The sequence below is a fragment of the Pseudomonas halotolerans genome (assembly GCF_039581215.1).
GTDB lineage: Bacteria > Pseudomonadota > Gammaproteobacteria > Pseudomonadales > Pseudomonadaceae > Aquipseudomonas > Aquipseudomonas tehranensis.
This window is the reverse complement of record NZ_JBCNTJ010000020.1, coordinates 90,324-102,877: the sequence shown is the minus strand read 5'-3', so window position 1 is coordinate 102,877 and position 12,554 is coordinate 90,324. Positions and strand designations below refer to the sequence as shown.

General features: G+C 55.9%; 8 protein-coding genes, 1 other RNA gene and 1 pseudogene. 9 read left to right on the top strand and 1 reads right to left on the bottom strand.

Annotation, left to right across the window (positions count from 1 at the left end; translation table 11 throughout):
• Positions 1 to 148: 148 nt before the first annotated feature.
• The 9 genes and pseudogenes from AAIS01_RS22975 to AAIS01_RS22935 all read left to right on the top strand — a co-directional run.
• Positions 149 to 1,843: a lactate permease LctP family transporter gene (locus AAIS01_RS22975; protein ID WP_343470854.1), complete on the top strand. Its 1,695-nt coding sequence runs from the start codon at positions 149 to 151 to the stop codon at positions 1,841 to 1,843.
• A 151-nt stretch (positions 1,844 to 1,994) separates the two neighbouring features.
• Positions 1,995 to 2,819, top strand: coding sequence for a (Fe-S)-binding protein (locus AAIS01_RS22970; RefSeq protein ID WP_343470853.1), 825 nt, complete (start codon positions 1,995 to 1,997; stop codon positions 2,817 to 2,819).
• Complete coding sequence (locus AAIS01_RS22965) at positions 2,816 to 4,285, top strand: LutB/LldF family L-lactate oxidation iron-sulfur protein (RefSeq protein WP_343470852.1); 1,470 nt, start codon at positions 2,816 to 2,818, stop codon at positions 4,283 to 4,285. The genes AAIS01_RS22970 and AAIS01_RS22965 overlap by 4 nt, the downstream gene beginning before the upstream one ends.
• Positions 4,282 to 4,953, top strand: coding sequence for a LutC/YkgG family protein (locus AAIS01_RS22960; RefSeq protein ID WP_343470851.1), 672 nt, complete (start codon positions 4,282 to 4,284; stop codon positions 4,951 to 4,953). The genes AAIS01_RS22965 and AAIS01_RS22960 overlap by 4 nt, the downstream gene beginning before the upstream one ends.
• Complete coding sequence (locus AAIS01_RS22955) at positions 4,950 to 7,817, top strand: FAD-binding and (Fe-S)-binding domain-containing protein (RefSeq protein WP_343470850.1); 2,868 nt, start codon at positions 4,950 to 4,952, stop codon at positions 7,815 to 7,817. The genes AAIS01_RS22960 and AAIS01_RS22955 overlap by 4 nt, the downstream gene beginning before the upstream one ends.
• 97 nt (positions 7,818 to 7,914) lie before the next feature.
• Positions 7,915 to 8,202, top strand: coding sequence for a hypothetical protein (locus AAIS01_RS22950; RefSeq protein ID WP_343470849.1), 288 nt, complete (start codon positions 7,915 to 7,917; stop codon positions 8,200 to 8,202).
• Between the two features lie 96 nt (positions 8,203 to 8,298).
• Positions 8,299 to 8,692, top strand: a transfer-messenger RNA (tmRNA) gene (gene ssrA / locus AAIS01_RS22945).
• Between the two features lie 125 nt (positions 8,693 to 8,817).
• Complete coding sequence (locus tag AAIS01_RS22940; protein WP_343470848.1) at positions 8,818 to 9,657, top strand: hypothetical protein; 840 nt, start codon at positions 8,818 to 8,820, stop codon at positions 9,655 to 9,657.
• Between the two features lie 286 nt (positions 9,658 to 9,943).
• Positions 9,944 to 10,159: pseudogene (locus tag AAIS01_RS22935) on the top strand (site-specific integrase); the annotation flags it as partial.
• On the opposite strand, the gene AAIS01_RS22930 reads toward AAIS01_RS22935, so the two are convergent.
• On the bottom strand, positions 10,154 to 12,136 hold the full coding sequence (locus AAIS01_RS22930; protein ID WP_343470847.1) for an ATP-dependent nuclease: 1,983 nt from the start codon (positions 12,134 to 12,136) through the stop codon (positions 10,154 to 10,156). The pseudogene AAIS01_RS22935 and the gene AAIS01_RS22930 sit on opposite strands and share 6 nt — an antisense overlap.
• Positions 12,137 to 12,554: the final 418 nt, after the last annotated feature.

Here is a 12,554-nt window from a genome sequence, read left to right as displayed (position 1 = left end):
CCTCATTCGACGAAAGTTTCAGAGCGGCAAATTGACATGCGACAACCAAGGCTTTTACCCTAGCCGACAGCGCTTGTAAATTGGTCTTACCAATTATCCAAAATCGCTGACCAGTGCCTGACCAACAACAATTAGGGGCCCACCCACTATGCAAACCTGGCAACAGCTCTACAGCCCGCTCGGCAGCCTCGGCTTGTCCGCACTTGCGGCCGTCATTCCCATCGTATTTTTCTTCCTGGCCCTGGCGGTGTTTCGCCTCAAGGGACATGTGGCCGGCAGCATCACTCTGGCCCTGGCGATCGCCGTGGCGATCTTCGCGTTTCAAATGCCGGCGGACATGGCGTTCGCTGCTGCCGGTTATGGTTTTGCCTATGGCCTGTGGCCTATCGCCTGGATCATCGTTGCGGCGGTATTTCTCTACAAACTGACCGTCAAGAGCGGCCAGTTCGAAGTGATCCGCAGCTCGGTGCTGTCGATCACCGATGACCAGCGTCTTCAGGTGCTGTTGATCGGCTTTTGCTTCGGTGCATTTCTAGAAGGTGCCGCCGGCTTCGGCGCGCCGGTGGCGATTACTGCAGCACTGTTGGTCGGCCTGGGCTTCAATCCCCTGTACGCCGCCGGCCTGTGCCTGATCGCCAACACCGCCCCCGTGGCCTTCGGCGCCCTGGGCATTCCGATTATCGTGGCCGGTCAGGTCACCGGGATCGACGCGTTCAAGATCGGCGCCATGACGGGCCGTCAGTTGCCATTGTTGTCGCTGTTCGTGCCGTTCTGGCTGGTGTTCATGATGGACGGTGTGCGCGGCGTACGGGAAACCTGGCCGGCAGCGCTGGTGGCAGGCTTGAGCTTCGCCATCACCCAATACTTCACCTCCAACTTCATCGGCCCGGAACTGCCGGACATCACCTCGGCCCTGGCCAGTCTGGTTTCCCTGACTCTGTTCCTGAAAGTCTGGCAGCCAAAACGCACTGCCGGCGCGCAGATTGCCGGCGCCACCTCCAGCGCAGCCATTACCGCCAGCGTCGGCGGTTTCGGCCAGCCGCGAAGCACCGTGGCGTCCCCTTATAGCCTGGGAGAAATCCTCAAGGCCTGGTCACCGTTCCTGATCCTCACCGTGCTGGTGACGATCTGGACGCTCAAACCGTTCAAGGCCATGTTCGCCCCAGGCGGATCGATGTACGGCTGGGTGTTCAATTTCGCCATCCCGCACCTGGATCAGATGGTGATCAAGGTCGCGCCGATCGTGACCAATCCGACGGCCATCCCGGCGATCTTCAAACTTGATCCGATTTCCGCCACCGGCACAGCGATTTTCTTTTCGGCATTGATCTCGATGCTGGTGCTGAAGATCAACCTTAGAACTGGTCTTACCACTTTAAAAGAAACCTTCTACGAGCTGCGGTGGCCTATCCTGTCCATTGGTATGGTGCTGGCGTTCGCCTTCGTCACCAACTTCTCGGGCATGTCGTCCACCATGGCCCTGGTGTTGGCCGGCACCGGGGCGGCGTTCCCGTTCTTCTCGCCATTCCTGGGCTGGCTGGGAGTATTCCTGACCGGCTCCGATACCTCGTCCAACGCCCTGTTCGGCTCGCTGCAAGCCACCACCGCGCACCAGATCGGCGTCAACGACACATTGCTGGTAGCCGCCAACACCAGCGGCGGCGTGACCGGCAAGATGATTTCACCCCAGTCCATTGCCGTGGCCTGCGCTGCGACCGGCCTGGTGGGCAAGGAGTCGGATCTGTTCCGCTTCACCCTGAAACACAGCCTATTCTTTGCAACGATCGTAGGCTTGATCACTTTGGCCCAGGCCTATTGGCTCACGGGCATGCTGGTGCATTAAGTACTACAGCTAACACCGAAAAAAACCGACGCCGAACCACGATTCCGCGTCTGCTATTGATAACCGGGTCTGCAAGGCTGCTGAAAGATTCCTTATCTATATTCAGCAGCCTCAGCGGACGGATAACCGGGACCACCCGGAGACACGCCTGATGAGCGAGCTTTTTTACAACGCCGTGCCGAATGCGACCCGTGTCGCCCCGCCATTGCCCGAGCCTCGGCAATACCCCAGCAAAAAGCCCGAACGGGTTTACCTGTTCGGAACCTGCGTGGTGGACCTGTTCTATCCCGAGGCCGGGATGGACGCGATTCATCTTTTGCAGCGCGAAGGGATCCAGGTGGACTACCCGCAAGGGCAGACCTGTTGCGGGCAACCGGCATACACCTCCGGTTACACCGAGCAGGCCAGGACGGTAGCCCGGGCGCAATTGGCGTTGTTTGCCGGGGATTATCCGGTGGTGGTGCCGTCGGGCTCCTGTGCTGGCATGCTGCGCGAGCATTACGCCGACCTGTTCAAGGACGAGCCCGATACGCTCAAACAGGTCCAGGCCCTGGCGGCCCGGACCTATGAGTTGGCCGAGTTCTTGTTATTTGTCTGCAAAGTGCAGTTGAACGACAGGGGCGAGCCGGTGAAGATCGCGCTGCACACGTCCTGCTCGGCACGCCGGGAAATGAACACCCACCTGCATGGCCGTGCCTTGCTGGCGCAGCTGGACAACGTGGAGCGAGTCGAACACAGCCATGAAAGTGAATGCTGTGGGTTTGGTGGGACGTTCAGCGTTCGCATGCCGGATATTTCCGGCGCGATGGTGGCCGACAAGACTCGCGCGCTGAAGGAATCCGGCGCACACCAGGTCGTCAGCGCCGATTGTGGCTGCCTGATGAACATCAACGGCGCACTGGAGAAACAGCAAGAGGCGTTACGCGGCCAGCACCTGGCGAGCTTCCTCTGGCAGCGTACCGGAGGTGCAGCATGAGCACGCCAACGCTGATTCCGACCGTTGAAGTGCCGATTGCGGCGCAGGAAGATTTTCGCGCCAGAGCCCATAAGGCTCTGGACGACACGCAACTGCGAAATAACTTTCGCACAGCGATGGATTCACTGATGACCAAGCGGGCAGCGTCCTTCAGCGATGCCCACGAAAGAGAACATCTGCGAGTGCTGGGCAATGCCGTCCGCGCTCGTGCGTTATCGAAGTTGCCCGACCTGCTCGAGCAGCTTGAAACCAACCTGACCCGCAACGGTGTGAAAGTACACTGGGCGGAAACGGTGGACGAAGCCAATGGCATCGTCCTCTCGATCATCCGCGCTCACGAGGCGCGGCAAGTGATCAAGGGCAAATCGATGGTCAGCGAAGAGATGGAGATGAACCATTTCCTCGAGGGTCGGGACATCGAATGTCTCGAGTCCGACATGGGGGAATACATCGTCCAGCTCGATCACGAGAAGCCTTCACACATCATTATGCCGGCGATCCACAAGAACGCCGGTCAGGTCGCGTCCTTGTTCCACGACAAACTTGGCGTGGAGTACACCAAGGACGTTGACCAACTCATTCAGATCGGTCGCAAGGTCTTGCGGCAGAAATTCTTCGAGGCTGACATCGGCGTCTCCGGTGTCAACTTCGCCGTGGCCGAAACCGGCACACTGCTGCTGGTGGAAAACGAAGGCAACGGGCGGATGTCCACCACCGTGCCGCCGGTTCACATCGCCGTCACTGGCATCGAAAAAGTCGTGGAGAACCTGCGCGATGTCGTGCCGCTGCTCTCGCTGCTGACCCGCTCAGCCCTCGGCCAGCCGATCACCACGTACGTCAACATGATCTCCGGCCCACGCAAGGCCAACGAACTGGACGGCCCTCAGGAAGTGCACTTGGTGCTGCTGGACAATGGCCGCAGCCAGGCCTTTGCCGACAGCGAACTGCGCCAGACCCTGAACTGCATTCGTTGCGGCGCCTGCATGAATCATTGCCCGGTCTACACCCGAATCGGTGGCCATGCCTACGGCGAGGTTTACCCGGGACCTATCGGAAAAATCATCACGCCGCACATGGTCGGCCTGGCCAAAGTACCGGACCACCCAAGCGCCTCTTCGCTGTGCGGTGCCTGCGGCGAAGTATGCCCGGTGAAGATTCCAATTCCGGCGCTGTTGCGGCGCCTGCGCGAAGAAAACGTCAAGGCACCGGACAGTCCGAACCCGGTGATGCGCGGCCAGGGCAGTAAATATTCGCCCAAAGAGCGCTTCATCTGGAACGCCTGGGCGTGGCTCAACAGTTCGCCGCGCCTGTATCGGCTGTTTACTTTCTTCGCCACGCGCCTGCGCGCCCTGATGCCCGCTAACGTCGGCCCCTGGACGCAAAACCACAGCGCCCCCAAACCCGCCGCCCGCTCATTGCATGACCTGGCCCGCGAACACCTGAACCCGCAGGGAGACCGTCGATGAGCGCCAAGGAAAACATCCTCGCCAAGCTGCGTAAAAGCCTGACCGGCACCACGCCAGTGGCCGACAACTTCGATGTCGAGCTGGTGACGCAAACCTATCGCTACGCCCCCGAGGAGCGCATCGCTCAACTGCGCAAACTGATGGAAGCGGTGCACACTGAAATCCACCTGACGTCCGGCGATGGCTGGCCGGCGCTGCTGGCTCAGTTGCTGCGCGACCGTCAATTGCCAAGCCTGCTCATCGCTCCGGCGACGCCTCACGGGAAAAAAATCACACAGTTCTGGGCGAACAATCCCGACCTGCCAACCCTCAAGGCTTACGACCGCCCGGTGGAGGAATGGAAAGCCGAGCTGTTCAACGACACCCCCGCCAGCCTGACCGCGACTCTGGGCGCCATTGCCGCGACCGGCAGCCTGATTCTCTGGCCCACGCGGGAAGAACCGCGGCTGATGAGCCTGGTTCCGCCAGTGCATTTTGCGTTGCTCAAGGCCAGCGAAATCCGCGATAACTTTTATGAAGTGCAGCAGGAATTTGCCTGGGCCCAAGGCATGCCTACTAACGCGTTGCTGGTGTCGGGTCCCTCCAAGACGGCCGACATCGAACAAGTGCTGGCCTACGGTGCCCATGGCCCGAAGGATCTGGTGGTATTGATTCTGGAGGACCAATGACCCTCCCGGCCCCGTTCCTGCGCGATGTGCAACAACTGATCCCGGCAAAAAGACGTTTCGACGACCCGCTGTCGACACTGGCCTTCGGCACCGATGCCAGTTTCTATCGGCTGATTCCGAAACTGGTGATCCGCGTCGAATCCGAAAACGAAGTGGTGGCGCTGCTGCAACTGGCCCAACGCGACCAGGTTCCGGTCACGTTCCGCGCGGCCGGCACCAGCCTGTCCGGCCAAGCCATCAGCGACTCGGTGCTGATTGTGCTGGGGGATAACTGGAACGCTCGCGAGATTCGCCAAGAGGGCCTGCAGATTCGCTTGCAGCCCGGCGTGATCGGCGCCCAGGCCAATGCCTGGCTGGCCCCGTTCGGCCGCAAGATCGGGCCTGATCCGGCATCGATCAACGCCTGCAAAATCGGTGGCATCGTCGCCAACAATGCCAGCGGCATGTGCTGCGGCACAGCGCAAAACACCTATCACACCCTCGCCGGCATCCGCCTGGTACTGGCCGACGGCACCCGTGTGGACACAGAAGATGACGCCAGCGTGGCGGCCTTCCGTACAAGCCATGGCGAACTGCTGGAACGTCTGGCAACCCTTGGCCACGAGACCCGCGCCAACACCGAATTGGCGGCTCGAATTCGCCACAAATACCGTCTGAAAAATACCACCGGCCTGTCGCTCAATGCCTTGGTGGATTACGACGAGCCTGTGGATATCTTGAGCCACCTGTTGGTGGGTTCCGAAGGCACCCTCGGCTTCATCAGCGCAGTGACCTACAACACCGTCATCGATCACCCGAACAAAGCCTCGGCGCTGATCGTCTTCCCGGACGTGGAAACCTGCTGCAATGCCGTCACGGTGTTGAAAAGCCAACCGGTATCGGCGGTGGAGCTGCTGGACCGGCGCAGCTTGCGTTCGGTGCAGGACAAACCGGGCATGCCAGATTTCGTACAACATCTGTCGACAAACGCCTGCGCCCTGCTGATCGAATCCCGCGCGGCCTCGTCATCTTTGCTGCAAGAGCAACTGGCCCGGATCATGGCATCGCTGGCCGGTTTCCCTGTGGAAAAACAGGTCGACTTCACCGAAGACCCGCAAGAAAACGCTCGACTCTGGGCCATTCGCAAAGACACTTTTCCGGCAGTGGGCGCGGTCCGCAAAACCGGAACCACGGTGATCATCGAAGACGTGACCTTTCCGGTGGAACAACTGGCCATTGGCGTGAACCGCCTGATCGAGCTGTTCGACAAACATCACTACGACGAAGCGATTCTTTTCGGGCACGCGCTGGAAGGCAACCTGCACTTTGTCTTCACCCAAGGCTTCAACAACGCCGAAGAAGTTGCGCGCTATCAAGCGTTCATGGATGACGTGGCGCAGTTGGTGGCGGTGGAGTTCGGCGGTTCGCTGAAGGCCGAACACGGCACCGGACGCAACATGGCGCCATTCGTCGAGCTGGAGTGGGGCAGCGACGCCTACCAGTTGATGTGGCAACTCAAACGCCTGCTCGACCCTAACGGCATCCTCAACCCGGACGTGGTGCTCAGCGAAGACCCACAAATCCACCTCAAGCACCTCAAGCCGCTGCCGGCGGCCGACGAGATAGTGGACAAGTGCATCGAATGCGGCTTCTGCGAGCCGGTCTGTCCGTCCAAAGACCTGACCTTGAGCCCGCGCCAGCGCATCGTGATCTGGCGCGACATCCAGGCGAAAAAGCGCGCAGGCATCGACACTTCAGAACTGGAAACGGCCTATCAATATCAGGGCATCGACACCTGCGCCGCCACCGGCTTATGCGCACAACGCTGTCCGGTCGGCATCAACACTGGCGAGCTGGTGAAAAAGCTTCGCGCGCGTACCGCCACACGTACGAAAACCGCCGACTGGCTTGCAAGCCATTTCGCCACTGCACTGCAAGGGGCACGCTTTACCCTGCACGTCGCCAACGGCGCCCGAATGCTGCTGGGCGCGCCACGCTTGGCTCGCTTGTCAGCCGGCCTGACCCGCTTATCGAAGGGCCAGGTGCCTCAGTGGGACAACGCCATGCCTCAGCCGGAAAAAGCCATCCGCTTCAGCCCGGCCGTGTCCGACGCCCGCCCGCGCGTGGTCTATCTGGCCGCCTGCGTGTCGCGGGCAATGGCTCCGGCGGCGGGTGATAAAGAACAGATGTCGCTGTACGAAAAAACCCAACGACTGCTGGAAAAAGCCGGCTATCAGGTGGTCTTCCCAGACAACGTGGACAGCCTCTGCTGCGGCCAGCCTTTCGCCTCCAAAGGCTACGCGGAACAGGCCGAGCACAAGCGCCAGGAGCTGATCGGCGCCCTGCTCCACGCCAGCCGCGGCGGGATTGACCCGATTTACTGCGACACCAGCCCTTGCACGTTGCGCCTGGTCCAGGACCTGGGGCATGTTCGACTGGACCTGTACGATCCGGTGCGTTTCATTCGTACGCATTTGATGGAGCGCCTTGAATTCACGCCCCAGGATGAACCGATCGCCGTACACGTCACTTGCAGTACCCAGCACCTGGGTGAGAGCCAGGCGCTGATCGACCTGGCGCGCAAATGCAGCAAGCAAGTCGTGATCCCCGAAGGCATCCATTGCTGTGGGTTTGCCGGCGACAAGGGGTTCACCACACCGGAACTCAACGCCCACTCATTGCGAACCCTCAAGGACGCGGTACAACATTGCAGCGAAGGCGTTTCCACCAGCCGCACCTGCGAGATCGGTCTGACGCGCCATGGCGAAATCGACTACCACGGCCTGGTGTATCTGGTAGACCGCGTCACCCGGCCCAAATCCGCCGACGGTGAAGGGCTCCCCATCGCACCCGAAGAAAAATCGAATTCCTGCGTTTCGCTGTAGTCACTTGAATAGGCCCGACGCCGTCGGGCCCTTCATTGACTCGGGCCTGGCCGTGACCGTCCGCCAGCACCGAGACCAAACGTTCAAGGAGATACACATGAAGCGCACCGCATTTGCTGGCTTGTTCATTTCCGCGGCACTGTTGGCCTCTCCGGTGTTTGCAGCGGACACGAACCTCTGTGATACCCAGCTGAAAAAAATTGACAACGATATGGCCACTGCTCAACAAATGAGCGAAAGCTTGAAGACCGAGCTTGACTCCAAAGTGACCAAAGCCAAGACCGAGCAGGCCAAAGGCACCAAGGAAGGCGTCGAAAACTGCATCTCGCTGACCACCCAGGTTCTGCAGGAAATGCAGAACAACAACAAAGGCGATCAGCAGTAAGCTCGCGCCCGGCCAACCTTCGGGTTGGCCTCAGCTGCGTATTGGCGTACACTGCACAGGCTTGTCGCTCCAGCTGATTCACGGAGCTACAGGCTCGGGGCCGTTTAGGATTCGACGCCGGTTGCGAAACTTTAGGTGCATGCCGAGTTGGTAACAGAACTCGTAAATCCACTGTTGCAACTTCCTATAGTTGCCAATGACGAAACCTACGGGGAATACGCTCTCGCTGCGTAAGCAGCCTTAGCCCTTCCCTTCTGGTACCTTCGGGTCCAGCAATCACCAGGGGATGTCCGTAAACCCAAAGTGATTGTCATATAGAACGGAATCGCCGTGCAGTACGTTGTGGACGAATCGGCTAAAACTTACACAACTCGCCCAAAGCACCCTGCCCGTCGGGTCGCTGAGGGTTAACTTAATAGACACGGCTAAGCATGTAGTACCGACAGCGGAGTACTGGCGGACGGGGGTTCAAATCCCCCCGGCTCCACCAAATAAGCTATACAAATCAGGCACTTAGCGTTTACCGCAAGTGCCTTTTTTTGTGCCTGAATGGGTGGTTTTGGCTCGGTTATGCCAGCTTAATGACAGCGTCACGTGAAGCGACTGGGGCAAAATATGAGTTCGGAGATTGACCGGGTAAAGGATCGCGCTAGAAGCCGGGCCTTGGTGGATGAGCTCTACCAAGACGCAAGCCGTGTATACGTCGTGCATTACTCATGCGAATCATTTTATGAGGGGTCCACCGGCGCTTCGAAACGAGTGACGTCCATCGCCGTGAGAAACCTAAAGTCTGCACAGACAAAATCTTGGTCGCTTCATAAATCAGCGGAGCTGAAGGGTTCACTTGCGACGATGTCGGATGAGCTGGATAGCCATGAAAAATCAATGCTTGATGGCTATTTTACTTTTCTAGAGCAGCATAGAGACTGCCGATTCATTCACTGGAATATGCGAGACGAGCATTTTGGCTTTTTCGCCCTTGAGCATCGACACCGCGTCATGGGCGGTCAGCCTTTTGAGCTTCAGCATGACAAAAAAGTAGATCTGGCTAGGGTACTAGTTAGCCTCTATGGCAAGTCCTATGCTCCACACGAGGACAGCAAGGGCCGCAGAGGCCGAATAATGAGCCTGACAGAGCTGAACAATGTATCGGACGTCGACGCGCTGACAGGCGAACAGGAAGCTGACGCATTCGTCAGTGGTGATTATCTTAAGATGCACAGATCAACGCTCAGAAAGCTGGACATGTTTGCCAATTTCTTCGAGCGCACACATGAAAAACGCCTAAAAACAAACGCTACCTGGGCAGACAAGTTTGGTGTCCGTCCGATTGCGATGCTGGAAATCGTAAAAGGCCACCCGCTATTTTCCGCGTTTACCGTCATTGCAATCGTGTTGGGGGCAGTCGCGAAATACACTGAATTTTTCAAACAATTCCTGAACGTCGGTTCTTAAATGCCTGGCGCTGCTGATGCAGCAACATAGGCGTGAACAGTGCATAGACAATGACCTGTGTCGCCTACGGCGATTCACTCCTGGTCATATCGTGGCTTACATCCTGATACGCTTTTTAATAGCTGCGGGTTGAAAAGCCATCATTTAGGCATCATTTCTGATATGCCTCAAACGGAGGCGGCACTTAAGGAATGATCATGGCAAATTTTACCGTTCGAGTAGAGTTACACGGGGCAGACGAAAGCGATTACGAAACTCTATATGAACACATGAAGGCGAAGGGCTTTACCAGACTCGGCACACTTATGCCTCGATGATGCTGGCCGCAGGCGAGCATCCGATGTGGGTGGCAAAGCAAATGGGGCATTCCGATTGGACTATGATCGCAAGAGTGTACGGACGATGGATGCCTTCGGCCGACTCAAGCGCGGGAACAAGCGCCGAATCGCTATGGGTACTCACCGATATAGATCAAAGTCCTGACGCCCGAAAGCTTCTATAAGGCGAGGTTGAGTTTCGCGGCCTTTAACTCGAGAGCGCGATTGATTTTTTCGAACAGTTTAAAAAAACCTTCACTTGAATCGTAGGTACGATCGTCATCGTAAAGCTCTAAGATGTATTTCATGAACGTTTTTTTAGAGCCATCCCTAATTTTGAACTCCACCAAGCCTCCGTCTGAATCAACGATGGGGGCGCCACCTTCAAACCAAGCTGGTTCATGTTCAAACGCACCAATAATCCAGTCAGGCGGAAAGAGCCCCTCGATTGGGTGGCCTCCCGAGATCAATACATAGTCAACATTGGAATTGAACTTATAATCCTTATTTGCGCAGTAATGCCCCATTTCCCTTACGGCATCTACTCCCGCTTTATCGCCATCAAAAAGCGAAACGATACAAACCTCTTTTTCCAGCAATCCAAAATTTGACTTCAGGAAACCTTTCAAATCAGATACACCTGTGAAGTCTTTGATTAGCAAATTTGTGCGCGACAGGTATGGATACTCCTCTTGCATTTCAGGCTGCATAGCTCTCCACACGTGGTCAATATAGGCCCGATCAGTCTCGCCCTCGACAAACAAATTATATTTGGAAAGTGCAAAGTAGTCTGCAAACTTCACACCCAAAGATTTCCTAATCGATTCAGTAGCATCTCTGTGCGAAGCGTACTGAATTATCGAAGTAGCTTTATTAGCTTGCGTTCTTCGAACACCCTGAACCAATTTAATATTGGTCGGGACGAAGTTTATCGCATGCGTAGTTTTAATTAGAGTGGATATCTCGCCGAGATCATCCAATATTCTCGATGCTCTCTCCGCAAGACGCGGATGCATGTACGTTTCAGGCTCTTCAATTAGCCAGACGACATTTACGTTTCTTTGTTGCTGAGTAATCCATTTGAAAGAGGATAGTAATACAGCTGCCTGAACGCCCATACCCTTAGAATAGATAGAACTGCTCTCCGGATCTTTTACGGCCAAGTCAAATCCGGTAATTAGATCAGTTATAGCGCCATTGGGTATCTTGAAAGCTACCTGAATCTGACCAAGCCCATTGTTCTTAAGTACTGTATTCATGCTTGTCGCGATCTCCGCGACGCTTAGCTGTATTTCTGGTATATGGCGCCTGAGGGCCGTAGCGACTTCCATTCTGATAAATGGAGAAACAAACTCATCGTATAGCTCATCAATAGATTTCTTAGAAGGAATGTAATAACACTTGAAAGAATCTAAAACAGCCTGAATGAAAGCTTTCTGAGCCATTGAGCATTGAGGGGATTTCCCCGCAGGTCGTTTTAGACCTGGGTAAACTTGGTAAACTGGATTATTTCCATTAAAATAGACATTAATGGAAAATTCATCGCTAGGATCATAGTGACCTAGCAGAACTCGCAACTTGTCCAGCTTTTCAAAAATATCCTTATCTTTCCCAGAAGAGTCTCCTCTAAAATGACAAGTTAAACTTGTCTTAACAGATTTATCGCCAGAAGAAAAATCAGTGGAATGCTCATATTTATGCAAGTTCTCATAGCCAGTGAAGAACATATAGATCGCCATCAACGCATTTGTCTTTCCTGCGTTATTTGGACCTACCAGGGTGAGCCCACCCGTAAGGTTCAAGGTTTGCTCACCTCTTATAGTACGAAAATTTTTAACCTTTAAACTTTGGATTTTCACTCGACTTCCCTGCCAGATTATTAATTCTATCGATAGTGGCATAAGGCAACCGACCAATGGAAGCGGTCGAGCGGAAGTCGAGCCGCGCGAATGACCTGCTATGTCACATTGGGAATGACAGCAAAATGGCAGCATTGGCGCTGAAAGCTGCGCATTACAAGGACCGGATGCGGGTTCAAATCCCCCCGGCTCCACCACTTCATCATCTAAAGACGTCCACGGACGTCTTTTTTTGTGCCTGAAACCCAGTAAATACGGGGATTTCAGCGCCATCGGGCTCCATAGCACTTCACGCTGATCCATTTTGGCTACGCGAAATCTGAGCCTGCCGGAATCCTCTGCTCAATGTAAAGATTTCAATCTCACGCGCGTACTTTTCTACCGTGGAAACCAGGGTCGATTTTTTCAACAGGATCGGCCAAAAGCGGACAGTGATATAAAAATAAATCTGCCCTCTTTTCGTTCTAGGACTCTTGGCCGATCTCTACCATCTCCGACAAACAGCAGTGAGTCGCTTGAAACTTCCGGATTGCGGAATTTGGGGAGAGGGGGTTGGGGGATGCAGCCGCGATCAGGACGCGGCTGCATTTTTTGAGAGAAAAGTTTAATCGTCGGAAATTGCTGCCAATGAAGTGCACCACAGGCACGCGGCTTCGCTGCCCAGTGGGAGCAAGCTCCCTCGCCACAGGATTGGGGGGCTTGAGACTTCAGGCTCAAGGTT